Genomic DNA, 25,327 nt, shown 5'->3' on the forward strand with positions numbered 1-25,327 from the left:
TTCCGCCGGAGGGCACGGTTGAGGCCGTAGCAGCCGGGCAGTTCTGGGACGCGGTCGCCGTCCCTCAGCACATCGGCCTTGCGGCCCTGGAGAACCTCGGACAGGCTTCAATGCGGCGCCCTGGCCCGGTTGTCCGGGATAGCCCCGGCTGGCCCCGGCTGTACTTCCTCATCCCAGTTGCCTCGCCTCTGGCATGGACCCACGAGCGCTTGCTGACGGCCGGTTCGTTCGTCACGGTTCCGGGGCCAACGACGCTGGAGTCGCCCGGGCCATGCTGGATTGTTCCTCCCGATCCGGACGACCCGGGCGCTTTGGTGGACGCGGGCCTGCTAAGGCGCGCCCTGGACCGGGTGCGCACCGCCGCCGTGGCGGAGTATCACCCTTTGGGCTCAGCGCCTCAGCGGATGCTCGTAACCCTCGCTCAGCTGCATTCGGCGGCTTGCATCGTCTGTGGGGCCGAGGGCAGTGCCTTCGTGCCTGCTGGCCATGCTGTGACGCCGCCGTCCGGTCCGGGGCAGCTCGCGTGGGCCTTGGTGGCGTGCGCCAACCACGTTGGCGAGGGGCCGTGATGGCCACCGTCACCGATCCGCGGCACGCCGACCTGTACGCCTCCGTCGCCGCCTTCCTCACCGAGTACCGCCTGCATCCGTACCCCGCGTCCTGTCTCGCGCACGGGTACGTCGACCTGTGCCTCGCGGCGTGGCCGGGGGCCCGCGGCGCGCAGCTCGACCTCGCGACCCGCTGGGCGCTGTGGACGTGGACGGCCGACGACTACTTGGACGACGGTCTGCGCTCCGCCGATCGGGACGAGATCCACGCGCTCTACCGTGATCTGCTGGCCGCGCCCATCGACGGCGCGCGACTCACCACCGGCCACCCGCTCGCGCTCGCGCTGACCGAACTGTGCCGGGACACCTGCGCGATGATGACGGCGCAGTGGTGGGAGCGCTACCGGCGCCACCTCTTCGCGTGGCTGGACGCCGCAGCGGACAAGCTCACCGACTTCCTGCAGCCGCACCGGACGCCGACCTTGCGCGAGTACCTCGCGCTCCGTCCGACCGATGGCGGCATGGTGCTCGCCGCGATGTGGTGCGAGCTGGCCGAGCAGTGCGTCACGCCCGACTGGAACGATCCGTTGGTCCGCAGCCTGGTCGCCGCGTTCTCGTCGGTCGGCTTCCTCACCAACGACCTCGCCGCCCCCGACACGGACACCTTCACGGCGATCGCCGCCCTGGCCGCCAGCCAGGGCCTCCCACCGACCGAGGCCCGGCAGGAGGCACTGGCGCTGCTGGCGGCAGAAGAACGCCGGTTCTGGTGGCTGTACACCGCTGTCCGGGACGACGAACTCGACCCCGCCACGGTCCAGTTCGCCCGGTCGCTCGACCGGTTCCGCTACGCCCTGACCGCCTGGACCAGGGCCAGCACCCGGTACGCGCTGATCGAACCGCAGGTCGCCCGGTGACCGAGCCAGTCGACCCCGCGCCGGAGCAGGACACTGGCGGTGACGCGCACGCCCACCTGCGTGCGCTCGGCCGGCGCCTGGACATCGCGGCTGTCAGCGGCGCCCCGGACAGGGCACTGGACAGGCTGCTCACGAGGATGTCCGCGGCCCGCCTGCGGATCACGGCTCCGGTGGCCCGGGGCCTCGCACTGCCGTGCGCCCCGGCGCCGGTGCCGCTGCGAGTTCGGCGGCTGCGGCTGGTGGCGTGACGCGGACGCTGCCGATCAGACTCCCGCGTCGGCTACCTGCCTGCTGCCGTGCAGCGGCCGGGGCGGGCCCGACGCCACAACCCAAGTGGTCAGAGGTACCCAGATGCTCCGGCCTGCCAACCCGGCGAGTCGGCACCTCACGCACAAGGAGAGAACGCCATGAGTAACGCCGTCCCCGTCCAGGGATACGACCCCGCCGGCGCGCCGGGCCTGGAGTGGATCAAGAGCAGCATGTGTCGGCCGACCCAGCTCGACGACTGCATCGGCCTCGCGGCCGACGGCGACCGGGTCCGCATCGGCATCACCACGGACCCCGACCAGATCCCGCTCACCGCCACCCGCGACGAGCTCAGCGCCTTCGTGCGCGGCGCCCAGGCCGGCGACTTCGACCACCTGATCTGACCCACCACCGCTGCGGGCTCCCCGTGTTCCTCCTCGGACCGGGGGGAGCCCGCCCCGCCCGCACACCCATCCCAGGGGGCTGTAGATGTCCACCCTCGCCCGTCTCGTTGGTGAGCCGCAGGAGTTCACTGCCGGTTGGCCCGCCGAGCCGACCGTCTACCAGCGCGACGCCGCCGACCTGGCCGAGCTGTTCACCCACGGCGACGCCCGCCGCATCGTCACCGATCCGGCCCTGCGGCCGATCGGCATGGGCATGGTCACCAGCGGCACGGCGCTGACCAGCGCCCCGGACGCCGACCACCCGAGGGACACGCTGGTCCTCAACGGCCTGCACCTGTCGTGGCCGCCGCTGCGCGACGCCGCCCGGCTCCTGTCGGCCGAGCTGGGGCACCCGGTCACCGCCAACGTGTACCGCACCCCGGCCGACGCGACCGGGTACGGGCCGCACTGGGACACCCATCACGTGTTCCTCGCCCAGGTCGACGGCATGAAGGTCTGGCGCCTGCACCCGCCCGTGTTCACGGACCCGCTCGAACGGCATCCCTGGACCCGGGTCGGCCTCACCCAGGAGCAGCTCGACCAGATCCACCGCGTTGCGCGCACCGTGACCCTGACCGCAGGCCAGGTGCTGTACATCCCTCGCGGCTGGATCCACTTCGGCCACACCGAGGACCAGCAGTCCATCCACATCACCCTCGGCGTGCAGCTCCTGACACGGCACTGGGTCCTCCAGCAGCTCGCCGACCAGGCCGCCGAGCATCCCGAGATGCGTGCCGCCCTCCCGCCGAACCTCAGCGCGCTGCACGTCGAAGACATCGTGGGCGACACCACCAGCACGCTCCAGGCATGGCTGGCCGGCCTCGATCCGGCGCAGGCCGGCGGCCCGATCCACATCAGCCAGCAACTGGCCGTCTACGGGGTGACCCGCTGACCGGGGCACGCTCCTCGGCCGGCTGGGGGCGCCACCGCCGCAAGTGCGGCGGGTGCCAGGCACCAGGCCCGCGCTTCCGTGACCACGAGACCGGGAGCGACTGGTGCGAGGCATGCATGCGCACCGTCGTCCTCGCTGAGAAGTGCTTCTGGTGCAGGACGGCCCTGCCCGCGCTGCGCGACCTGGACACCGGATACGCCTGGTGCGTCGGATGCGCTTCAGCCACCGTGTACAAGGGCGACCCGATCGACTACTACGAGGAACTCACGCCGGAGGCGGCCGCCTACTCGCAACTCCTGGCCAAGAGGTCGTTCAGCCGCCGTGACCGGAGCGCCGACGGGCCGGACTGACGAGCTGATACGGGAGCAGGCAGAGGGGACTGTCGGCGGGTGCCGCCCGCTGGGCGGCACCCTCTCACGACTTCCACTCCATCGGGGGTGGAACACCGCCACACGATCGCGTCGAACTGCCGCCGCAGGTCCGGGATCGGCCCCGCTCGTCCCGGATTGTGCATCCGCATCCCCGCAGGTCGTTCCCCTGACCTCGTACCTTCTCACACCCTCGGCTGCTGCTGGGTGATGCAGTGGATGCCGCCGCCGTTGGCGAAGATCTCGCGGGCGTCGACGAGTTCGATGGTGCGGCCGGGGAAGGCCTCGCCGAGGAGGTCGGCCGCCTCCTGGTCGCGGGGGTCGTCGAAGGCGCACAGGATGACGGCGCCGTTGGCCACGTAGTGGTTGATGTAGGAGTAGTCGACCGGCTCGCCGTCCTCGTCGTGCAGGACGGTGGGGGCGGGCAGCTCGACGACCTCCAGGCGGCGGCCGCGGGCGTCGGTGGCGGCGCGCAGGATGGCGACGAGCTCCTGGCAGACGGCGTGGTCCGGGTGGGCGGGGTCGGGCTGGACGTGGGCGACCACGACGCCGGGGCGCACGAAGGCGGCGACGATGTCGATGTGGCCGCGGGTGCCGAACTCGTCGTAGTCGCGGGTCAGTCCGCGCGGCAGCCAGATCGCCTTGGTGGTGCCGAGGTGGGCGTGCAGCTCGGCCTCCACCTCCTCCTTCGTCCAGTGGGCGTTGCGGCCCTCGCCGAGCTGGACGGTCTCGGTGACGAGCACGGTGCCCTCGCCGTCCACGTGGATGCCGCCGCCCTCGTTGATCAGGCGGGAGGCGAAGCGCTGGGCGTCCGTCAGTTCGCTGATGTGCTCGGCGATGTGCTGGTCGTGCTCCCAGCTGGCCCAGGACTGGGCGCCCCAGCCGTTGAAGATCCAGTCGGCGGTGGCCAGCGCGCCCTGGGCGTCGGTCAGGAAGCTGGGGCCGATGTCGCGCATCCAGGCGTCGTCCAGCGGGCGTTCGACGATCTCGACCTGCTCGGCGACGTACTCGCGGGCGGTGGCGGTCTCGCCGAGGTTGACGACCAGGGTCACCGGCTCGTAGCGGACGATGGTGTCGGCCACCCGGGCCCAGGCGAGCCGGGCGGCGTGCAGACCCTCGGGGGTGTCGAAGGTCTGGTTGGCGGTGGGGAAGGCCATCCAGGTGCGCTCGTGCGGGTGCCATTCGGCGGGCATCGAGTAGCCGAGCGAAGCGGGGGTGGTCATGGTGAGGGGTCCTCGGGGGTGGGGGAGGGTCAGAGGAAGTAGAGGCGGCTGAGCGAGACGCTCTCGGAGGGCTCGGAGCGCAGCGGTTCGCCGTCCAGCGAGACGAGCCCGGTGCCGGCGTCCACGCCGACCTGGCCGGTGCGGGCGTTGCGCACCAGGTCGCGCGGGCCGATGCCACGGGTGCCGCGCACGCCCACCCGCCGTCGCCGGGTGGGGAGTTGGTCGGCGGCCCGGTCCAGGTAGGCGCCGTCGGCGGCGGCCTGGGCGACGAAGGCCACCGAGAGGTCGGCGGCGGTGGCGCCGTGTGCGCCGAACTGCGGGCCCAGTACCAGGGGTTCGCAGCGGTCGGTGGAGGCGTTCGGGTCGCCCACCACGCCGTAGGCGGGGAAGCCGGACTTGAGGACCAGCTGCGGCTTGGCGCCGAAGTGGTCGGGCCGCCAGAGCACGATGTCGGCGAGCTTGCCGATCTCGATCGAGCCGACCTCGTGGGAAAGGCCGTGCGCGATGGCGGGGTTGATGGTGAGCTTGGCGATGTAGCGCAGCACCCGCTCGTTGTCGTCGCCGCCGTCGTGGGTGCCGTAGCCGCCGTCGGGGCCGTCCAGCGGCCCGCGTTCGGCCTTCATCTTGCCGGCCATCGCGAAGGTGCGCCGCACGGTCTCGCCGGCCCGGCCCATGCCCTGGGCGTCGGAGGAGGTGATGCCGATCATGCCCAGGTCGTGCAGCACGCCCTCGGCGCCCATGGTGCCGGCCCGGATCCGGTCGCGGGCCATCGCCGCGTCGCCGGGCAGGTCGAGCTTGAGGTCGTGGGCCGAGACGATCATGCCGGAGGCCTCGGCGAGCGCGTCGCGGCCGAACGGCAGCGTGGGGTTGGTGGAGGAGCCGATCACGTTGGCGACGCCGGCCATCTTCAGCACGTTGGGCACGTGCCCGCCGCCGCAGCCCTCGATGTGGAAGGCGTGGATGGTGCGGCCCTCCAGCACCGCGAGGGTGTCCTCCACCGACAGGCATTCGTTCAACCCATCGGTGTGCAGGGCCACCTGGACGTCGTACTGCTCGGCGACCCGCAGCGCGGTGTCCAGCGCGCGGGTGTGCGCGCCCATGTCCTCGTGCACCTTGAAGCCGCTCGCGCCGCCCTCGGCCAGCGCCTCCACCAGCGGGCCCTCGTCGGAGGACGAACCCCGGCCCAGGAAGCCGATGTTGACCGGCCAGGCGTCGAAGGCGTTGAAGGCGTGCCGCAGTGCCCAGGGGGAGTTGACGCCCACGCCCCAGACCGGGCCGAACTCCTGGCCGATGATGGTGGTCACGCCGGAGGCCAGCGAGGCCTCCATGATCCGCGGCGACAGTAGGTGGACGTGCGTGTCGATGGCGCCGGCGGTGGCGATCAGGCCCTCGCCGGAGACGATCGTGGTGCCGGTGCCGACCACCACCTCGACGCCGTCCATGGTGTCGGGGTTGCCGGCCCGGCCGATGGCCGCGATCCGGCCGCCGATCAGGCCGATCGAGGTCTTGACGATGCCCTGGATCGCGTCGATCACCAGCACGTTGCTGATCACCACGTCGCAGGTGTCGCGGACGGCGGCGGCCTTCAGGTGCAGGCCGTCGCGGGCGGTCTTGCCGAAGCCGGCCAGGAACTCCTCGCCCGGCGCCTGGGAGTCGGACTCGACCCGCACGATCAGCCCGGAGTCGCCGAGCCGGATCCGGTCGCCGGCCCGCGGCCCGTGCACGGAGATGTAGTCGTGCGGGGAGATGGACGTCACGACTCGACCTCCTGGTCGTCGGCGTTGATCAGGTAGCCGGTGGCGCGGGCCTTGGCGAGTGCGGCCTCGCGGGCGCCGGGGGCGTCCAGCGGGCCGTCCACCAGGCCGGCGAAGCCGATCGCGACCCGCTCGCCCGCGATCGGCGCCAGGCCGACCTCGACCACGGCTCCCGGGTCGAAGCGGACCGAGGAGCCGGCCGGGACGGCGAGCCGGGTGCCGTAGGCGGCGGCGCGGTCGAAGGCCAGACGCGGGTTGACCTCGAAGAAGTGGTAGTGCGAGGTGACCGAGATCGGCACCGTGGAGGTGTTGTGGACGGTGACGACCACCGTCTCCTCGACCGGGTCGTACCCCTCGCCGGAGCCGGGCAGGGCCGCGCCCGGGCCGTCCTCGCCGAGCGAACCCGCGCCCTGGAAGGGGTCGTTGACCACGGCGAGCCGGGTGCCGTCGTCGAAGACGGCCTCCACCTGGATCACCGTGACCACGTCGGGCACCCCGGGCAGCACGTCCGCCGCGCTCAGCACGGTGCGGCCCGCCTCGATCGCCTCGGCCAGCCGCCTGCCGTCGCGGGCGGCCTCGCAGACGGTGTCGGCGATCAGCGCGGTGGCCTCGGGCACGTTCAGCAGGCAGCCCCGGGCACGCCGGGCGCGGGCCAGTTCGGCGGCTGTGAAGATCAGCAGCCGGTCCCGTTCGGTGGGGGTGAGTCGCACGGTGCCTCGCTCGCGGTAGGCGGAGTTAGAACGGCGTTCAAACTAGTGCTGGCCATTGAACCCCGATCGGGTCGCACTGTCCAGCCTCGCCTGGCTTGCGGGGTTCTGCGCGTTGTGCTGCGCGTCGGGGTGACCGCCCGGTGCCGCCGGCACGCCTGCGTGGCGGGCGGCGCCGGTCGGGGCCGTGCTCCGGGGGCGGATCCGCGGGAGAGGCCCTGGTCGGGGGCCCGGCGCCAGCGCCGCCGGACGGCGGATGTTGACAGAGTGTCAGCAACTCGCGCGCCGTGAGCCCCCCGTGTACTCCAGTCGACGTTTCGTGCACCGTTGCGACCGCGGGTGCGCGGGACTCACGATGGAGCTGAGCACTGCTGGGGGGACAGAACTGATGGAGAGTCAGCAAAGGTTCGGCGTCGGTGCCGAGCTGCCCGACGACGACCGCCCGTCCGACCGCCCGTCCGACCACGAGCCCGCAGCCGAGCCCGAGTGCGCGGGCGGGCCCGACCGCGCGCCCGAGTACGGCCTGCACGCCGTGCTCGCCCCCGCCGACCTCGGGGCCATCGCCCCGCTGCGCGCCGCCCTGCGCGCCGCGCTCCGCCGCTGGGGCGTACCCGAACTGGCCGACACCGCCGAGCTGCTGGCCTCGGAGCTGCTGGCCAACGCGCTCCAGCACACCGGCGGCGGCGCGGCGCTGGAGGCCCGGCTCGGCCTCGACGGGCGGCTGCGGGTCGAGGTCCGGGACGGCGGCGCCCGGCTGCCCCAGCTGCCCAGGCCGCGCCGGGCCCCCGAGACGGCCACCAGCGGGCGCGGGCTGCTGCTCGTCGAGGTGCTGGCGGACGGCTGGGGCGTGCGCCGACACGCCGACGGCAAGATCACCTGGTTCGAGCTGGCGCCCCCGCGTCCGCAGCCCGGGCGACGGGCCGCCGGCACCTGACGGGCACGGCCCGATCCGGGCCGCGGTCCGGAGTGTTATTGCCGCGTGGTCGAACATTCGACAGGATAGTGAGAATGTGTGTCCGGACCGGGGCCCTCGCAGCGGGGCGGTCCGCGGAGCACACCCACCCAACCGACGGACCCGGCAGGGGCAGGAGAACCATGGCGACTGAGCCCGAGCCACAGGGGACCGCGCGTCTTCCGCTCGGCCCGCAGGCCCAGGGCGGTCGGCGCGCCGGAGTACGCGCCACCAGCGTCGCGGCGGGGCGGCTGGCCGCGGCCACCGCCGCCCCGGCCGTGCAGAGCCTGCCCAACCGGACCGGGGACGCCATGCCGGACTGGCTGGAGCCCGCGATGGCCGCCAACGGCATCGGCTCCTTCGACTGGGACATCCGTCGCGACGTGATCGAGGCCGACCACCGCGCCTGCGCGATCATCGGCGTCAACGGCACCACCTTCGACCTCAGCTCCGAGGCCTTCCTCGCGCTGCTGCACCCCGAGGACGCGCCGGTGGTGCGCCGCCGGGTCGAGCGCGCGGTGGCCGAGCTGGGCCAGTGCGGCGCCTACTACCGCACCGTCTTCCCCGGCGGCGAGCTGCACGCGGTGCGGTTCCGCGGGCGGGTGCTCGCGGACGCCTTCGGGCGCCCCTCGCAGATGGTCGGCTTCGTCTGGGACGCCACCGCCGAGCTGCACAAGCGCGCCGACGCGGGGCGCCGGGCCGCGCTGCGCGAGGACCGCTCGCGGTTCATCAAGGAGGCGGCCCGGGCGCTGTCCGAGGCGGTCACCGTGCGGGACGTGGCCCGGGTCTTCACCGAGCTGCCGCTGCCGGGGCTGCCGCCGGACGGCCTGGTGCTGGCCGCGCTGGAGGCCGGACGGCTGCGGATCCTGGGCGCCAGCGGCTACCGCCAGGAGTCGGTGGCCCTCTACGACCGGATGCCGCTGGAGCCGTTCCAGCCCGCCGCCGAGGCGATCCGCCGCCGGCTGCCGGTCTTCCTGGCCAGCCGCGAGGAGTACCGGGAGCGCTTTCCCGAGGCCTGGCCGCGCGCCAAGGACACCGGGCGCAGCGCTTGGGCCTTCCTGCCGCTGGTGGCCAGCGGCCGGGCGATCGGCCTGTGCGTGGTCAGCTTCGACGACGCCCGCGAGCTCGACGCCGACGAGCGCACCCTGCTCTCCACCCTGGGCGGCCTGGTCGCCCAGTCACTGGCCCGGGCCCGGCTGCACGACGCCGAGCACGAGCTGGCCGCCGGTCTGCAGCGGGTGATGCTGCCGCGCACCGTGCCGGCCGTGCCCGGGGTGACCACCGCCGTGCGCTACCTGCCGGCCGGCTCCGGCCTGCAGATCGGCGGCGACTGGTACGACGTGGTGCCGCTGCCGGGCGGGCACGTCGGCCTGGTGATCGGCGACGTGCAGGGCCACGACGTGCACGCGGCCGGCATCATGGGGCAGCTGCGGATCGCGCTGCGCGCCTACGCCGCCGAGGGCCACCCGCCGGCCGCCGTGATGGCCCGCGCCTCCCGCTTCCTGGCCGATCTGGACACCGACCACTTCGCCACCTGCACCTACGCCGAGGTCAACGTCGACTACGGCGTGGTCTACGCGGTGCGGGCCGGCCACCTGGACCCGGTGGTCCGCCGGGCCGACGGCAGCAGCACCGTGCAGAGCGTGGTCGGCGGCCTGCCGCTGGGGATCGGCGCCGCGCAGGAGTACCAGGTCACCCGGTTCAGCCTGGACCCCGGCGAGACGGTGGTGCTCTGCACCGACGGCCTGGTCGAGTCGCGCGAGATGGACCTGGACACCGGCATGGCCCGGCTGTGCGAGGCGGTGGCTGGCGACCTGCCCCCGCTGGAGCAGGGAGGCGTGGACCCGATCGAGGAGCTCGCCGACCGGATCGCCGCCCGGGCCGCGGACTCCGCCGAGCGGGAGGACGACATAGCGCTGCTCCTGCTGCGCTGGGACGGTCCCGAGGGCGGGCTGGCCGCCCAGCAGCTGCGCCGCCGGATCGGCCAGGCGGATCTGGCCAGAGTGGCCGAGCTGCGGGGTGAGCTGCGCGACGCGCTGCGCCGCTGGGGCGTGCCGGAGCTGATCGACACCGCCGAGCTGCTCGCCTCCGAGCTGGTCACCAACGCGATCCGGCACACCGACCGGGACGCGATGTTCACCGCGCGCCTCTACCGCGAGGACCGCCGCGAGCCGCGGCTGCGGATCGAGGTGGAGGACGAGTCGGACCTGTGGCCCAAGCGCCGCACCCCCGGCGAGCAGGCCTCCTCGGGGCGCGGACTGATGCTGGTCGAGGCGCTGGCCGACGCCTGGGGCGTGGAGCCGCGCGGCTCGGGCAAGCGGATGTGGTTCGAGCTGTCGGCGGGCGAGGCGGCCTGACCGCGGGCCTTCCCTGGGAAGGGCCGCGGGGTCGGGCCGCCACCGCCTGCTGATGCTCAGCCGAACTGCCGCTCCAGGTCCTTGAGCTTCTGCTCCAGCGAGTCGAGCCGGGGCAGCGTCATGGTCTCGTCGTCGGCGGTCAGGTCGATGGTCCGCCGACCGGGGCCGGTCAGCAGGCCGGGCACGGGCGCGGCGGCCACGGCGGGCGGCTCCGCGGCACCCGCCGCTATCGCGGGCTCCGCACCGCCGGGCTCCAGCTGGGGCGCCGTGGCGGCACCCCTGGCCCGGCCCCAGCCCCCGTGCGAGCGGTTGATCGCCCGGATCTCGGCCCGCTCACGCCGGCTGGCCAGCCGCTGGCGCTCCCGGTTGACCACGGCCTCGCGCTTGGTGTCGCGCACCTCCTCCACCGCCTCGTCCAGGCTGCGCACCCCTTCGAGCAGCATCAGCGACCAGGCCGCGTAGGTCTCCAGCGGGGCCCGCAGCCAGCGCACGATCCGGATCTGCGGCAGCGGTCTGGGCACCAGCCCCTGCTCGCGCAGGGCGGCCCGCCTGGTCTGTTTCAGCGCCCGGTCGAAGAGCACCGCGGCCGACAGGGACATCCCGGCGAAGAACTGCGGTGCGCCGGCGTGCCCGAAGCCGCGCGGAGCGTGCACCCAGTTGAACCAGGCCGAGGCGCCGGCGAAGAGCCAGACCAGCAGGCGCGAGCCGAGCGCCGCGTCACCGTGGCTGGCCTCGCGCACCGCGAGCACCGAGCAGAACATCGCGGCGCCGTCCAGGCCGAACGGGACCAGGAACTCCCAGCCGCCCGACAGGCCCAGGTTCTGGGTGCCGAAGCCGACCAGGCCGTGGAAGGAGAGCGCGGCGGCCACGGCCGCGCAGCAGAAGAGCAGGGTGTAGGAGGCGCCGCCGTAGAGCGACTCCTTGCGCCGCCGCCGCTCCTCGGTGCGCTCCCAGGAGTCCGCGCCGCGCGCGGCGGTGGCCCCCCGGCTGCGCATGATCGCCACCAGGAGCGCCCCCGGCAGCAGGACGGCGACGGCGGCGACGGCCCAGCCCAGTGGTATGTCCGGCATTTTCATGGTCTGAGCCAGCCTCGCTCTCTCGGTGGTCGGGTGGCGCGGCGCCACCCGAGAGGACGCCCATCATGGCCGATGCCCGGCGGCCGTACGGGCGTTTTGCGCTCAAATACACTGGAGAGAGCGTGAACTGACGTTTCGTCATGATGATGGTATGACCGACGCGCGGAACACGGGTCCTGCAGGGGCCCGGCGACGGCTCAGCCGCAGGTGCGCGGGCAGCCGGGGCAGAGGTCCGCGGGGCGCACGGTGTAGTAGAGGCAGCAGCTGACCCTGGTGCGGGTCGGGGCCGCGGCGACCCCCGGCTGCCGCGGGGCCGCGAGGCGGAACGCGGCGGCGCCGGTGAACGGCGCGGTGTCGATGCGGTCGGCCCCGCCGGCATCGGTGGCATCGGTGGCCCCAGTGGCTTCGGCGGGCGGCTCCGGCAGCAGCGCCGTCAGGGCGGTCACCGCCCGCGCCTCCTCGCCGAGCAGTCCGGCCGCGTACCAGAGCCCCTCCACCAGCTCGTCGGTCACCAGCCCCCACAGGGTGCGCGGCCCGCGCCGCAGCAGCGGGCGGAAGGCGGTCAGCAGGGGGTCCAACTGGGCGGCGACGGTGGTGCGCAGGGTGGCGCGCAGGGCCGCCGGGTCGGCCACCACCCGGGCGCCGGGCAGACCGGCCGCCGGGTCGCCGGGCAGGCAGGCGAAGGCGAGCGGCCCGGTGCCCGGCAGCAGCGCGAGCTCGGCCGGACCCCAGCCGCCGGCCGGTCGGCGGCTGGCCAGCTGCTCGACCGGCAGCAGCGGCACCCGCTGCTCCAGCAGCCAGGGCAGCGTGAAGACCAGGCAGAGCGGCCAGGCATAGCGGTGCAGCCAGAAGCCGGCCGCGACATCGGCGCGCGGCGCCGTGCCGAACCGGGCCCGGCCGTGCCGGGCCTCGGCGGCGACCAGGCGGGCGCGCAGCGCCGGATCGGCGAGCAGCTGACGGGTGGTCACCCAGCCGTCGTGGGCCGGGACCTCGGTGCGGTGGTGGATCCGCAGGTCGGGGAAGACCTGGGCGAAGGCGGTGTAGGCGCCGGCGAAGGGGGGTGTCGGGTGTCGCCCGGGGCTGAGGTCGGTGCACTCGGTCAAGGCGTGCCCCATCGGATCGGCCGGGTGACCGCGCGCGGCCCCGGGTGAGCTGGGCCCGGACGCGTGAGGTGCGCGCGGACGGTCTCCGCGCGCACCTCACCCATCAGGTTAGGCTCACCTTAGCTGACAGGCCGTCGGCTGTCCCGCTCGCCGCGTCCGTCCGGGGGGTCGGTCGGGCGCCCGGCCCACGCGGTGCTGCCGGGCGTGCCCGGTGGCGCCGGAGTGCCGCCGCCCGCGCGCCCGCCCGGCACACCCGGGCGCGCGCTCGGTGGTGCGCCGCGCGGTGCACCCGGTGGGCCGCCGGGCGTCAGGGCCGCGGCGTCCTCGCCGAGCCGGCCCACCAGCCAGACCGGCACGCCCCCCAGCGACTGCACCAGGCGCCCGGCCTCCGCCCGCAGCCGCTGCGCCTCGGCCGGCTCGGCGACCTCGGCCAGCGCCGCGAGTGCCGGCGCCACCCCCACCATGAAGCCCAGCTCCTCGCGCAGCCGCAGTGAGGCGGTGAACCCCTCCCGGGCCCTGACCCGGTCGCCGCCGGCCAGCGCGAGCGCGGCCAGGTGGCGCCAGGTGGAGGAGGCCAGCAGGGAGTCCCCGCCGGCCAACGCCCCGTCGTGGGCCCGGCGGTAGGCGATCCAGGCGGCCGTGTGGTCGCGCAGCAGGTTCTCGGCGACCAGCCCGCGCCGGAAGTCCAGCAGCGGGCGGCCCGGTGCGCCCGCGGGCAGCAGCGCCGAGGTTCGGCCGAGCGCGGCCTGGGCCTCGTCCAGCCGGTCGCGCGGACCGAGCACGCTGCCCAGGTAGGCCAGGAAGCCTCGCGCGCAGGCGGCCGCCGCGCGCTGCTCGGTGCTGGTCACCCCGGCCTCGGCCAGCCGTAACGCGGACTCCGCCTCCTCCCAGTGGTCGGCGGTGAACAGGCACTGCTCGATCAGCAGTTCGGCACGGACCAGGGCGGTCCGCGGGTCCCGCTCGGCGCCCTGGCCGAGCAGCTCGGCCGCCTCCTGCCAGCAGGCGCGCGATCGCAGCCGCCACACGGTGCCGCTGGTGATCTCGTCGAGGTGGCCGTCCTTGCCCGGATGGAGCCCGCCGCCGTGCGGCGGCACCCCCGGTGGACCGGCCAGACGTGGTGGCCCGCCACTGTGGTCGGCATCCGCCGGCCGGCCACGTGTCCCCCCGCTCAGCGGGGCCGTTCCGTGCTCCGACAACGCCACCTCCTTGTGTGCGGTGCCCCACGGCCATGCGGTGCCCCCAGACGGCCAGGGCCCTGGAGCACCGCAATTCAACACGCGAGGGAGCTTGTGCACCAGATCACGAGCGTGACGTATTTCGGTGTCCCCGTGCGCCCGTCCGGGCCCCACGGGGCAGGTGGGAAGGGTGGGTCAGGAGGTCCAGCCCGTCTCCAGCAGCGCCTCGGCCGCGCCGTTCACCGGCTGCGGGACACCGCCGTCGTCCAGCAGGAAGAGCGCCACCAGCAACTGCTCGCCGCGCACGGTGGCCTGGTGCGAGTAGCCGGCGGTGGTGAACATCGCGGCGGCCATCTCCTCGGCGTGCAGGGTCTGCAGCCACAGGCACTCCACCGCGCGCATGTCGGCCTGCTCGGGCCAGCTGTCCACCTGGGCCACCAGGCGGTCGCCGAGCAGGGTGACCGACTCCCGCTCCTGGCCCTCGGTCAGTTCCAGCTCGCCGAAGCCGAGCCACTCCAGGTAGCGGGCGGCGGCCAGCACCGCGTCCTGCCCGGTGCGGATGGGCTGCGGGCGGAACGGCGGCCGGTTCTGCCAGCGCCCGCCCTGCGGCACCGAGGGCGGCACGGCCGGTGCGCCGGGCCCGGGGTGCGAGTCGGCGTGCGGTATCCGGCGCGAGCCGCCCGGCGCTCCCAGGGAGCCGGGGTGGTCGGCGTAGAGCGCGCCGTCGCCCTGCCACGCGCCGGGCGCGGGCACCTGCGGGCGCACCCCGAGCGGGCGCGAGCCCTGCGGGCCGCTCGCGCCGGGGCGCGGCGCGCGGTCCACCGGCAGGCGCACGGTGGCGCCGCAGTTGCAGGTGAACTCCGGCTGCGGCCACTGGTCGGAGCGTCCGCAGTTCGGGCAGCGCATGCTCAGCCAGGAGTCCTCCCAGGAGCGGAACCGCACCTGCACCGGCACCCCGCCGCGCAGCAGCGGCACCTTGAGCGCCGCTCCGCACGGGCAGGGCAGCGTCGGCGGCTCGTAGACGTGCTCGCGGCGGCAGGCCGGGCAGCGGATCGCCCGCGCGCTGGGCGGCGTGGTGGCCGCCTCGGGCAACTCGGCGGCGGCGTACGGCTCGTCGCCCGGGTACGGACCGTGGCCACCGTGCGGCCCACCGCCCTCCCGCGGGTCGCGGCCGGTGAAGTCGTCGGGCAGCGGAAGTCCGGACAAGGCACACCGTCCGTTCGGGTCGAGTGGGCGGGGTCGCTTCCGGTGCTCCCCGTCGCCCATGCTTCCCGATCCAGCCCTGCGGTGGCAGCGATTGCCCCTAATGATCAGGGATTTTTCAGGGTGAACAGGATCAACGGCCCAGGTTCTGGGCCGTCGTGGCGCTATCCGGCCGACCAGCGGGCCAGATCGGCGGGGGTGTCCAGATCGTCGGGGACGGCGATGTCGCCGCACTCGACCAGGCGGAGTTCGGCCCGGCGGCGGTTCAGCAGCTCGCGGGCGCCGGCGTCGCCCCGGGCTCCGGCGGCGGCCTCGGCGAGGTGGGCGGCGCCGATCAGCACCGGGTGGCCGCGGCGGCCCGCGTAGCCGGCGGCGGCCAGGGCGGCGCCGGACCGGTGGGCGGCGAGCAGCCGGGCGACGGCGGCGGGGGTGACGCCGGGGGTGTCGACCAGGAAGACCAGCACGCCCGAGCAGCCCGGCGGCACGGCGGCCAGGCCCGCGCGCAGCGAGCCGCCCATGCCCTCGGCCCAGTCGGGGTTGGTGACCAGGGTGCAGCCGCTCAGCTCCGCCTCGACCGGCACCCGCGCGCGGGCGGCGCCGAGCACCACCAGGACGGGGTCGCAGCCGCCCTCGCGCACCACGCGCACGGCGTGTTCGACCAGCGGCCGGCCGCGGAACGGCAGCAGGGCCTTGGGCCGTCCGCCGAGCCGCCGCCCGCCGCCCGCGGCCAGCACCAGGGCGGCGACGGGCGGGGTCGGAACCGGGGGCGGGGTGGGGGCGGCGGCCGGAGTCATGGCACCAGGATGGCGGTCGGCGGGCCGCCGCGGTCCTGTGTGATCGCACAAGGCAGGGGCGGTGACCTTGGCGGGAAGCCGGGCAATGCACCCCTGGATCTTTGCCGCCCGCCCGCTTCTACTGGCCGTTATGCACACCGCACCTGCCCCGCTGCTCGATCGCTTCGGCCGGGTCCACACCGATCTGCGGGTCTCCCTGACCGACCGCTGCAACCTGCGCTGCACCTACTGCATGCCGGCCGAGGGCCTCGCCTGGCTGCCGCGCGCCGAGGTGCTGACGGACGAGGAGATCGTCCGCCTGGTGCGGGTGGGGGTCGAGCGGCTGGGGATCGCCTCGGTGCGGCTGACCGGCGGCGAGCCGCTGCTGCGGCGCGGGCTGCCGGGGCTGGTGGCCCGCCTGACCGGGCTCGGTGTCGAGCTGTCGCTGACCACCAACGGGATCGGACTGGCCAGGACGGCGGGGGAGTTGCGGGCCGCCGGGCTGCGGCGGGTCAACGTCAGCCTGGACACGCTGCGGCGCGAGCGCTACACGGAGATCACCCGGCGCGACCGGATCGCGGACGTCTTCGCGGGGCTGGCCGCCGCGCGGGAGGCGGGCCTTGCGCCGGTCAAGATCAACACCGTCCCGGTGCGCGGGGTCAACGACGACGAGCTGCTCGACCTGGTCGAGTTCGCCGCCGGGCACGGCTACCGGATCCGCTTCATCGAGTCGATGCCGCTGGACGCCCAGGGCGCCTGGGACCGGTCGGCGATGATCACCGCGGACGAGCTGCTGCAGGTGCTCGGTGGCCGCTGGGAGCTGGTCCCGGTGCCGCGCGAGCCGCTGGCCGCCGGGCGCGGCACCCCGCCGGCCGAGGAGTGGCGGATCGCCGGGACGGACACCGTGGTCGGGGTGATCGCCTCGGTCACCCGGCCGTTCTGCGGCACCTGCGACCGGGTCCGGCTGACCGCCGACGGCCAGCTGCGCAACTGCCTCTTCGCGACCGAGGAGTCCGATCTGCGGGCGCTGCTGCGCGGTGGGGCCGGGGACGCGGAGATCGAGCGGGCCTGGCGGGGTGCCATCGGGCGCAAGGGACCCGGCCACGAGATCAACTCCGCCGACTTCCGCCGGCCCGAACGGCCGATGTCGGCGATCGGCGGCTGATCCGACGGATGACCGAGGGCTGACCGAGGGCTGAGCTGCAGCTATCGGGGTGCTTGTGCGATCAGAAGATGATATTTCTCTGCGGTGAACACCACCTGGGCGCGTCTGTCGCGCCGCATCCTGCCCGCCGTACTGGCAGCCACCGTGCTCGCCGGCTGCGGCGGGTCCGGCAACTCGCCGGTCGCGAAGGGCACGTCGTCCTCCGCCGCCCCGGCCGCTCCCAGCACCGCCGCCTCGGCCAGCGCCCCGCCGCCGCCCTCCGCCAGCCCCACGCCGACGCCGACGGGTGACGCCGACCCGGCGCTCAAGCCGTTCTACGGGCAGCAGATCGCCTGGAGCAGCTGCCCGGCCGACCCGGCGCAGAAGGACGTCGACCTGTCGGCCTTCCAGTGCGGCACCGCGCACGTCCCGCTGGACTACGCCAACCCGGGTGCGGACACCATCGACCTGGCGCTGATGCGCAAGCCGGCGATCCACCAGGACCAGCGGCTCGGCTCGCTCTTCCTCAACCCGGGCGGCCCCGGCGGCTCCGGGCTCGACCTGCTCACCAACGCGGCCACCAGCTCGTTCGGCAACCTGAACAACCGCTACGACCTGATCGGCTTCGACCCGCGCGGCGTCGGCAAGTCCACCGCCGTGCACTGCCTGGACGACTCCGCCCGCGACCGGCTCGACGCCCAGAACCACGCCGGGCCGACCAGCGTCAAGGACCTCGGGGCCGCCTGCGAGGCCAGGTCCGGCAAGCTGCTGCCGTTCGTCGGCACCGTCAACGCGGCCCGCGACCTGGACGTGCTGCGCGGGGCGGTGGGCGACCAGAAGCTCAACTACCTGGGCTTCTCCTACGGCACCTACCTCGGCACCTTCTACGCCAACCAGTTCCCCGACCGCACGGGGCGGCTGGTGCTGGACGGCGCGATGGACCCGAGCGTCAGCAACCTGGACAGCAGCATCGCCCAGATGGTCGGCTTCGAGAGCGTCTTCGAGCACTTCGCCGCCGACTGCGTGAAGCAGTCCGACTGCCCGCTCGGCAGCGACGCCTCCACCGCCGCGAAGAAGGCCGCCGACTTCCTGGACGGCCTGGAGGCGCACCCGTTGACCTCGGCCACCAGCGGCCGCACGCTCACCCAGGCGCTGGGCTGGACCGGCACCATGGACATGCTCTACGGGGACGCCAAGTCCTGGGGGTACCTGCGGATCGGGCTGAGCAACGCCATGAAGGCCCACAGCCCCGATGCGCTGATCGAGTTCGCCGACGACTACAACAGCCGGGACCAGCAGGGGCACTACAGCAACCAGGCCGACGCCAACCAGGCGATCAACTGCGCGGACGACGGCTCCACGCCGCCCACCGACGACCAGATCCAGCAGGCCCTGCAGCAGTTGCACACCAAGGCGCCCTACCTGACCAACCACATGAACGCCGACGACGTGCGGGCGGCGATGGACTGCGCCGACTGGCCGGTGCACGGCTCCACGCCGCCGCAGGTGCTCAAGGCCACCGGCAGCGCCCCGATCCTGGTGGTCGGCTCCACCGGTGACGACGCCACCCCCTACGCCTGGGCGCAGCACCTGGCGAGCAGCCTGGCCAACGCCACCCTGCTCACCCGGGACGGCGACGGACACACCGGGTACGACAAGAGCAGCTGCATCAAGTCGGACGTGGACGCGTTCCTGATCGACGGCACCATGCCGGCGGCGGGTACGCACTGCGCCACCAACCCGCCCGCCAACGAGAGCTGACGATTCGTCAAGCATCCTCATTGACGCCCGTGCTGACCGCGTGCCTATGATGGCGCGCGGTCAGCCGGCTTCTGCACGGGGTGAGGGCGGCGCGGCGGGGTCGTCCTGCCGTCCACCAACCCTGCTGGGGGAAGTGTGCGTTCCTCGTCCGATCCGCTCCCGTCCGGGGATCCGCCGCCCCTGGTGTACCCCGTCGCGCCGCGCGGGGAGACGGTCGAGCGGCTGGGGGAGCGTGCGGTCGCCGATCCCTACCGCCTGCTGGAGGACGCCGCGCACCCCGACACCCGGCGCTGGTCGGCCGCGCAGGACGACCTGTTCCGCCGCGTCGCCCGCGGCTGGCCGGGGATCGGGGCGTTCCGGAGTGCGCTGGAGCGGCTGACCGCCTTCGAGCAGCCCGGTGTGCCGCGCTTCGCCGGGGGCCGCGTCTTCTGCACCGTGCGCGCGCCGGACGGCGGGCAGCCCGTGCTGGTGGTCGAGGAGGCGGGCGGGCGCCGGGTGCTGGTCGACCCGGGCGGGCGCGGTGTGCTCGGCGGCTGGTCGCCGGATCCCACCGGGCGGCTGGTCGCCTACCAGGGAGCCCGCTCCCAGGGCGCCGGCGCGGGCTCGACGCGGTACACGCTGCGGATCCTGGAGGTGGCCACCGGGCGGCTGGTGGACGCGCCGATCGACGGCTGCCGGTACGGCACCGTCGCCTGGACGGCCGACGCCGACGCCTTCTACTACAGCCGCGGCACCGAGGACGGCGGCGAACTGCTCCACCTGCACCGGCTCGGGCGGCCGGTGGACCAGGAGGTCTTCGGCGCCGGACTGCCGGCGGGCACTCGACTGGACGCCACCACCGGTGCGCCGGGCCGGACGCTGGTGGTGACCGCCACCGGTGGCCGGGGCGCCGGCCACCGGCTCTGGGTCGCCGACCTGCGCCAGGGCCCGCTGGAGCGACCGCAGTTGCGCGAGCAACTGATCGAGGACTGGGGCGCGGGCCTGCCCTGGCCGGCTGCCGACGGCACGCTCTACCTGCTCGACCGGGACCGGGCACCGCACGGACGGCTGCTCGCCGCGGCCCCCGGTGCGCCGGTGCGGACCCTGCTGGCCGGGGACGAGCACACCCGGCTGGACTCCTTCGCGGTGCTCGACGGCGCCGGGCTCCCGGCGCCCGAGCTGCTCGTGCTGCGGTCGAGCGGCAGCCGCTCCCTGCTCACCCGTCACCGGCTCGACAGCGGTGCGGCGTTGGGAGCGGTCGAGCTGCCAGGGCCGGGCGTGGTGGCCGGGTTGACCCGCGCCGCGGACGGCCGGGGGGCCTGGTTCGGCTACGCCGACCCGCGTACCCCGCAGGGCGTGCACCGCTACGACGCCGCTGCCGGCCGCCGCACGCTCTGGCGCGCGGGCGGGCGCTCGGGGCCGGGTGCCCCCGAGGTCCTGGTGACCGAGCTCGGCTACCCCGCCGCCGACGGGTCACCGGTGCGGCTGCTGCTGACCCGCCCGGCCGCCGCCCCCGCCGGGCCGCTGCCCACCATCCTCCAGGCCCACGGTGCCTTCGGTGCAGCGCAGTTGGCCGGCTACCACGCGGCGGCGCTGGCCTGGGCGGAGCGCGGCGGGCAGTTCGCGGTGGCCGGTGTGCGCGGTGGCGGCGAGGAGGGCGCCGACTGGCGCCGCGCGGGGATGCGCGAGCAGAAGCAGCAGGGCATCGACGACTTCAGCGCGGCCGCGCAGTACCTGCTGGACACCGGTCGCTGCGCCCCCGGGCGGCTGGGTGCGCTGGGCCGGGGCGCGGGCGGCGGTCTGCTGGTGGGCGCGGCGCTGACCCAGCGGCCCGAGCTGTTCGGCGCGGTGGCCCTCTCGGCGGCGCTGCTGGACATGGCCCGCTATCAGCTGAGCGGCCACGGCCCCTACTGGACGGAGGAGTTCGGCTCCCGCGAGGAGCCCAGGGAGCTGGACTGGCTGCTCGGCTACTCGCCGTACCACCACGTGCGCCCCGGCACGGCCTACCCCGCCGTGCTGCTGACGGCCTTCGAGGCGGACGAGCGGGTGGACGCGCTGCACGCCCGCAAGATGTGCGCCGCCCTGCAGCAGGCGAGCAGTTCGGGGCGCCCGGTGCTGCTGCGCCGGGCGGCCGGACCGGGCCGCGGTGCGGGGGCCCGCGGCGGCCGGCCGGCCCGGTCGGCCCAACTGGCGGAGCTGCTGGCGTTCTTCGCGGAGTTCCTGGAGCTGCCGGCGGCCGGCTGACCCGGGCCGGTGCTGCCGTGCCGTCAGGCGCTGGCCGGGGTGCTCGGGGCAGTGCGCGGGGTGCCTGGGGCGGCGTTCGGGGTGCTCGGGGTGGCGGTCGAGGAGGGCAGCTGCGCCCACTGCCGGCCGAGCCAGGCCAGCGCCGGCGGGATCTCGCGGCCCCAGGTGTGGAAGTTGTGGCCGCCGCTGTTCAGCGTGATGGTGGAGAGCTTGGTGGGCGCCTTGAAGGCGGCCACCATCTGCTGGGTGGCCCGGTAGTTGTCCTCGTTCGGGCTGGTGGCCAGCAGCAGCGAGACCGGCACCGCGGGGGCGTTCTGCAGCCGCCAGAGCAGGTCGTTCTCCCGCTTGAGCTGCTCGCTGCCGCCGAACAGGTCACCGGTGGTCGGGTCGTTGCTCACGTTGTAGTCGGCGGAGAGCGCGATCGCCGCACCGTAGGCGTCCGGCTTGCGCAGCGCGAACTTCAGCGCGCAGTAGCCGCCGGTGGAGTCGCCCATCGCGGCGTGCGCACCGGCCTGCGGGTCGATCCGGTAGCCGGTGGCCAGCGCCTTGGGCAGGTCGTCGGTGAAGAAGGTCTCCACCTGCGGGCCGTTCGGCACGTCCATGCACTCGGTGTCCCGGTTGGCGATCGGCGAGGGCCGCATCATCACCAGCACGGTGGGCGGCAGCTCCTTGGCGTTGATCGCCTTCAGGGTGCTGGCCGGGTACTGCATCAGCGAGATCAGCTTCTCGGCCGAGCCGGGGTAGCCGGAGAGGATCAGCGCCATCGGGAACTTCTTGTCGGCGTAGGCCGGCTGGAAGTACTGCGGCGGCAGGTAGACGTAGGCCTGGTTGGTCAGCCCCGAGCGGGCGCCGGTCAGCTCGACGTTCTGGATCACCCCGGAGCGGTCCTCGGCCGAGCCCTGCGAGGAGTAGAACTTCTGCTCGCCGGTCACCGAGAGTCCGTTGCTCGGCTTGTGGTCCACCACCGTGCCGGGACCCCCGGCGGTGCCGAGCAGGTCGGTCCAGGTGGTGTAGAAGCCGAAGTAGGAGTTGGCCACCAGCGCCATCGCGACCAGCACCAGCGCCTGGGTGCCGAGGAAGGCGCCGAGCCGCCCGAGCACCGCCTTGACGCCCTTGCCGCCGAGCCTGGGCCAGAGCCAGATGGTCACGACGAAGGCCGCCACAGCCAGCAGCGAGGCGATGATCTGCAGGGGGAGTCCGGTCAGCGCGAGCACCCGGCGATCCTATGGGACGATACGCGCGGCCGTCGGCGGCCCCCTCGGCCGGGCCCCTCCGGCACCGGTCGGGGCCACCGCGCACCGCCGCGGCCAGCGGCATTGACCCGGTCAGTCCGGTTTTGAGACGCTGTGCGGCGCACCCGCACGCCAGGGCCATTTGGGGGGCTTCACCTTGCACGGTTCAGCACGCACCACCAGCACCGCTGAGCGGAGTCTCGTCCGTCGGCCGCTGCGCCACGCCGCGGTCCTCACCGGTGCACTGCTCCTGGTCACCGCCTGCAGCTCGACCCATGCGAGCAGCAGCGCGAACGGCGACGGTGGGGCCGATTCGATCGGCACCATGGCGCCCAGCAGTCCCACTCCCTACACCGTCCCGTACGGCATCACGCTGAGCGGCGCCATCGGCCCGGTCAACGACGCGCTCGCGAAGCTGACCCAGGCCGGCAGCGTGGACGACCTGAACGGCGACCTGGCCACTGCCCAGCAGGCCGCGAGCACCGCCTCGCAGTCGCTGTCGGGCGCCAACCCGCCCCCCAGCGTCTCCGACGCCAACCGCCAGCTGTCGGTGGCGCTGGACACGCTGGCCACCAACCTCGGCGCGGTGCAGACCGACATCGGCGACGACAAGGTCTGCGCCACCTCCTCCGCGCTCGCCGAGACCGGCGCGGCGCAGGGCCTCAAGGACGTGCCCACCGCGCTGCAGACCCTGGCGCAGGGCGGCTACACCACCACCTTCAACGTGCCGCAGACCCCGCAGCAGCAGCAACGCGCCCTGAGCAACGGCGCGTTGGTGCGCCAGGGGGCGAACGACGGGGCCGGCGAGCTGACCGTGGACAACAGCGGCGGCACGGTGGACGCCGTGCTGACCCTGGTCAAGGGCGGCCAGTCGGCCTACTCCTTCTACGTGGTCAAGGGCCAGAGCGCGAAGCTGACCGGCATCGAGGACGGCACGTACGACATGTACTTCGCCGGCGGCTTCGACTGGGACGACGCCAGCAAGAAGTTCACCGAGAACTGCGACTACACCAAGTTCGACGACAGCACCGACTTCACCACCACCAGCACCACGTACTCCACCGTCAAGATCACCCTGCAGCCGGTGGTCGGCGGCAACGCCAGCACCTCCACGGTGCCGCCCGGCTCCTACCCGATGCCGTAGGCCGCACCGGCCGCGCCCACCCTGCTGATCCCACCGATCCCGCTCACCCCGCCGTGCGCGGGATCCGCTGCTCCCAGTCCCGCTCGAAGACCACCGCGCCGCCCTCCCAGGCGGTCAGGTGGCTGCGCGCCGTGAACGCCTCGGCGTCGCAGCCGATCTCCGAGCGGGTCTGCACGGTCACGTCCCAGCCGTCCTCGGGCCGCTCCAGGCGGATCGTCCAGGCGGCCCGGGCGGCGGCGGAGAGCGGGTCGTCCTCGCGGATCCGGTAGGTCTCCAGCGCCTGCTCGGTGCAGATCAGGCCGTCGGGGTAGGCGCGCGAGCCCTGGTGGCTGGGGTCCACCTCCAGGCGCCACTCGCCCGCCGCCACGTCCTGCACCACCAGCCGCTCGGGCCGCGGGTCGCTCGCGGTGGTGTGCCGCACCTCCGGCCCGGCGGCCTGCTCGGGCTCGGCGAAGGCGATCGGCGCCCGCCCCACGTCGGCGGCCAGGTGGCGCACCGGCAGCATCAGCGCGCTGTGGCCCGGGTCGACCTCGAACCCGGCGGCCCCGGGCTGCGGCCAGACCCACGGCCAGTACGCCGAGGAGAGCGCGAGCCGGATCCGGTGCCCGGGCGCAAAGGCGTGCGCGATGCCGGAGAGTTCGAGGGCCACCTCGGCCACCGCGCCCGGCTCCCAGAGCACCGCCTGCTCGCGCCCCTGCCGGGTGGCGAGGTTGAGCACGCCGCGGGTGACCAGCCTGGCCGAGCCGTCCGGGGCCACGTCGCAGAGCCGGGCCACCACCTGCCCGCGGGCCGCCGGGCAGCGCAGCCGCAGCTGGAGCGTGGGGCGGCCGAGGATCTCCAGCCGCTCGGCCAGCGGCGAGGTGTCGAAGCAGACCGAGCGGCCGTCCTCCGCGCGCTGGTCGGGCGGCAGGTCGGCGGCGGCGCCGACCGGGCGGTAGCGCCCGGCGTCGGTCCCGGTGTGCTGCGGCGAGCGGACCGGCACGAAGCGCTCGCCCTCGGGGGTGCCCGCGGTGCGCAGCGTGTCCGCCAGGCCGTAGTGGATCTCCCGCACGTCGTCGGAGGGCCACTGGTCCTCGCCGATCCAGCGCCCGGCAAGGTCCCCGGTGGCGCCGGGCGGCGCCGGCTCGGGCATCCAGCTGCGCAGCCGGGGCTCGGCCATGATCCCGGTCTCCTGGTCCTTCAGCCACTGGTCCCACCAGCGCAGCGTCTCCTGGAGGAACCCGATCGCCGGGCCCGGCGGCAGACCGCGGTCGGGGTACTGGTGCGGCCAGGGGCCGATCAGCCCGCGCACCGGCCCCCGCAGGTGCTCGACCAGGCGCAGCACGGTGTCCCGGTGCGGATCGGCCCAGCCGCCCACGGCCAGCACCGCGGCCCCGATCGCCCCGTACCGTTCGCCGACGCTGCCGTGGCGCCAGTAGTCGTCGCGGGTCTGGTGGCTCAGCCAGGCGTGGCTGTGCGGTTCCAGCGCGGCCAGCCGGGCCAGCCAGAGCCGCCGCCACTGATCGCCGACGTAGCGGGGGTCCGGCGGGCGGGCGGCGAGTGCGAGCAGGCCGGCCGACCGGGCGTGCAGGTCCGCGCCGAGCACCGAACCGCCGAGGTAGCGCGCGTCGTTGTCGTAGCGGTCGTCGGTGGCGCAGACGGCGACCACGGCGCGCAGCGGTGCGGGGGCCAGCGCGGCCAGCTGCAGTGCGCCGGTGCCGCCCCAGCCGATCCCGAACACGCCGACGCGACCGGTGCACCAGGGCCGTGCGGCCAGCCACTCGACCACCGCGACGCCGTCGGCCAGCTCCTGGGCGTCGTGCTCCCCGCCGGGCAGGCCGCCCGAGTTGCCGTGGCCGCGGATGTCCACCCGCACGCTCGCGTAGCCGTGGCCGGCGTACCAGGGGTGGCGCTCGGCGTCGCGCGGGGCGGTCCAGTCGGTCAGCCGGTAGGGCAGGTACTCCAGCAGCGCGGGCACCGGCTCCTCGGTGACGGGGCGCCAGAGGCGGGCGTACAGCTCGACGCCGTCGGCCATCGGGATCCGCAGGTCCTCGCGGGTGATCCGGTACGGGTACGCGTCGGGGTGTCGCATGCGGTCCTCCCGGGGGCG

Annotated in this window: 21 protein-coding genes; 11 read left to right on the top strand and 10 right to left on the bottom strand. The window is 74.5% G+C overall.

What is annotated here, in order from left to right; all coding sequences use genetic code 11:
- Positions 1–568 precede the first annotated feature (568 nt).
- From OG500_RS28625 to OG500_RS28645, 5 genes are all read left to right on the top strand, one after another.
- Positions 569–1,462, top strand: coding sequence for a terpene synthase family protein (locus OG500_RS28625; RefSeq protein ID WP_329584278.1), 894 nt, complete (start codon positions 569–571; stop codon positions 1,460–1,462).
- Complete coding sequence (locus OG500_RS28630; protein ID WP_329584280.1) at positions 1,459–1,710, top strand: hypothetical protein; 252 nt, start codon at positions 1,459–1,461, stop codon at positions 1,708–1,710. The genes OG500_RS28625 and OG500_RS28630 overlap by 4 nt, the downstream gene beginning before the upstream one ends.
- A gap of 159 nt (positions 1,711–1,869) precedes the next feature.
- Positions 1,870–2,112 (top strand): DUF397 domain-containing protein, encoded by a 243-nt coding sequence (locus OG500_RS28635; protein ID WP_329584281.1) that lies wholly within the window; start codon positions 1,870–1,872, stop codon positions 2,110–2,112.
- Between the two features lie 85 nt (positions 2,113–2,197).
- The gene (locus tag OG500_RS28640; RefSeq protein ID WP_329584283.1) at positions 2,198–3,043 is read left to right on the top strand and encodes a JmjC domain-containing protein; all 846 of its coding nucleotides are present in this window, start codon (positions 2,198–2,200) and stop codon (positions 3,041–3,043) included.
- A 116-nt stretch (positions 3,044–3,159) separates the two neighbouring features.
- A complete protein-coding gene (locus OG500_RS28645; protein WP_329584285.1) occupies positions 3,160–3,393 on the top strand; it encodes a hypothetical protein in 234 nt (77 codons plus the stop codon).
- Positions 3,394–3,596: 203 nt separating this feature from the next.
- Here the strand turns inward: OG500_RS28645 and OG500_RS28650 are convergent, their stop codons facing one another.
- The 3 genes from OG500_RS28650 to ureA are packed head-to-tail and all read right to left on the bottom strand — an operon-like array spanning position 3,597 to position 7,098.
- Positions 3,597–4,634 carry an agmatine deiminase family protein gene (locus OG500_RS28650; protein WP_329584286.1) on the bottom strand — a complete coding sequence of 346 codons (1,038 nt, stop codon included), beginning with the start codon at positions 4,632–4,634 and terminating at the stop codon, positions 3,597–3,599.
- 29 nt (positions 4,635–4,663) lie between these two features.
- The gene (locus OG500_RS28655) at positions 4,664–6,391 is read right to left on the bottom strand and encodes an urease subunit alpha (protein ID WP_442789246.1); all 1,728 of its coding nucleotides are present in this window, start codon (positions 6,389–6,391) and stop codon (positions 4,664–4,666) included.
- Positions 6,388–7,098: an urease subunit gamma gene (ureA, locus tag OG500_RS28660; protein WP_327069728.1), complete on the bottom strand. Its 711-nt coding sequence runs from the start codon at positions 7,096–7,098 to the stop codon at positions 6,388–6,390. Before ureA ends, OG500_RS28655 begins: the two co-directional genes overlap by 4 nt.
- A gap of 385 nt (positions 7,099–7,483) precedes the next feature.
- Between ureA and OG500_RS28665 the strand changes: the two genes are divergently transcribed.
- Positions 7,484–8,029 carry an ATP-binding protein gene (locus OG500_RS28665; protein WP_329584288.1) on the top strand — a complete coding sequence of 182 codons (546 nt, stop codon included), beginning with the start codon at positions 7,484–7,486 and terminating at the stop codon, positions 8,027–8,029.
- Between the two features lie 161 nt (positions 8,030–8,190).
- Complete coding sequence (locus OG500_RS28670; RefSeq protein WP_329584290.1) at positions 8,191–10,404, top strand: SpoIIE family protein phosphatase; 2,214 nt, start codon at positions 8,191–8,193, stop codon at positions 10,402–10,404.
- Positions 10,405–10,460: 56 nt separating this feature from the next.
- Here OG500_RS28670 and OG500_RS28675 read toward each other — a convergent pair whose 3' ends face one another.
- The 5 genes from OG500_RS28675 to OG500_RS28695 form a co-directional block, all read right to left on the bottom strand.
- Positions 10,461–11,480 (bottom strand): DUF2637 domain-containing protein, encoded by a 1,020-nt coding sequence (locus tag OG500_RS28675; RefSeq protein ID WP_327069731.1) that lies wholly within the window; start codon positions 11,478–11,480, stop codon positions 10,461–10,463.
- 197 nt (positions 11,481–11,677) lie between these two features.
- Positions 11,678–12,583, bottom strand: coding sequence for a (2Fe-2S)-binding protein (locus tag OG500_RS28680; RefSeq protein ID WP_329584292.1), 906 nt, complete (start codon positions 12,581–12,583; stop codon positions 11,678–11,680).
- Between the two features lie 119 nt (positions 12,584–12,702).
- The gene (locus tag OG500_RS28685) at positions 12,703–13,785 is read right to left on the bottom strand and encodes a hypothetical protein (protein WP_442789247.1); all 1,083 of its coding nucleotides are present in this window, start codon (positions 13,783–13,785) and stop codon (positions 12,703–12,705) included.
- Between the two features lie 168 nt (positions 13,786–13,953).
- Entirely contained in the window at positions 13,954–14,964 is a 1,011-nt protein-coding gene (locus OG500_RS28690) for a hypothetical protein (RefSeq protein ID WP_327069734.1), read from the bottom strand.
- A 161-nt stretch (positions 14,965–15,125) separates the two neighbouring features.
- A complete protein-coding gene (locus OG500_RS28695; protein WP_329584295.1) occupies positions 15,126–15,755 on the bottom strand; it encodes a nucleotidyltransferase family protein in 630 nt (209 codons plus the stop codon).
- A 130-nt stretch (positions 15,756–15,885) separates the two neighbouring features.
- On the opposite strand from OG500_RS28695, the gene moaA reads away from it, so the two are divergent.
- The 3 genes from moaA to OG500_RS28710 all read left to right on the top strand — a co-directional run bounded on the left by moaA (position 15,886) and on the right by OG500_RS28710 (position 20,862).
- Positions 15,886–16,899 (top strand): GTP 3',8-cyclase MoaA, encoded by a 1,014-nt coding sequence (gene moaA / locus OG500_RS28700; protein ID WP_327069736.1) that lies wholly within the window; start codon positions 15,886–15,888, stop codon positions 16,897–16,899.
- 84 nt (positions 16,900–16,983) lie between these two features.
- Positions 16,984–18,639, top strand: coding sequence for an alpha/beta hydrolase (locus OG500_RS28705; RefSeq protein WP_329584297.1), 1,656 nt, complete (start codon positions 16,984–16,986; stop codon positions 18,637–18,639).
- 183 nt (positions 18,640–18,822) lie between these two features.
- Entirely contained in the window at positions 18,823–20,862 is a 2,040-nt protein-coding gene (locus tag OG500_RS28710) for a prolyl oligopeptidase family serine peptidase (protein WP_327069738.1), read from the top strand.
- A gap of 23 nt (positions 20,863–20,885) precedes the next feature.
- Here the strand turns inward: OG500_RS28710 and OG500_RS28715 are convergent, their stop codons facing one another.
- On the bottom strand, positions 20,886–22,076 hold the full coding sequence (locus OG500_RS28715; RefSeq protein ID WP_329584299.1) for an alpha/beta hydrolase: 1,191 nt from the start codon (positions 22,074–22,076) through the stop codon (positions 20,886–20,888).
- 175 nt (positions 22,077–22,251) lie between these two features.
- Between OG500_RS28715 and OG500_RS28720 the strand changes: the two genes are divergently transcribed.
- Positions 22,252–23,238, top strand: coding sequence for a hypothetical protein (locus OG500_RS28720; protein ID WP_327069740.1), 987 nt, complete (start codon positions 22,252–22,254; stop codon positions 23,236–23,238).
- 43 nt (positions 23,239–23,281) lie between these two features.
- On the opposite strand, the gene OG500_RS28725 is transcribed toward OG500_RS28720, so the two are convergent.
- Entirely contained in the window at positions 23,282–25,309 is a 2,028-nt protein-coding gene (locus OG500_RS28725) for a CocE/NonD family hydrolase (RefSeq protein WP_329584303.1), read from the bottom strand.
- Positions 25,310–25,327: the final 18 nt, after the last annotated feature.

Origin of the sequence: Kitasatospora sp. NBC_01250, assembly GCF_036226465.1 — a bacterium.
GTDB lineage: Bacteria > Actinomycetota > Actinomycetes > Streptomycetales > Streptomycetaceae > Kitasatospora.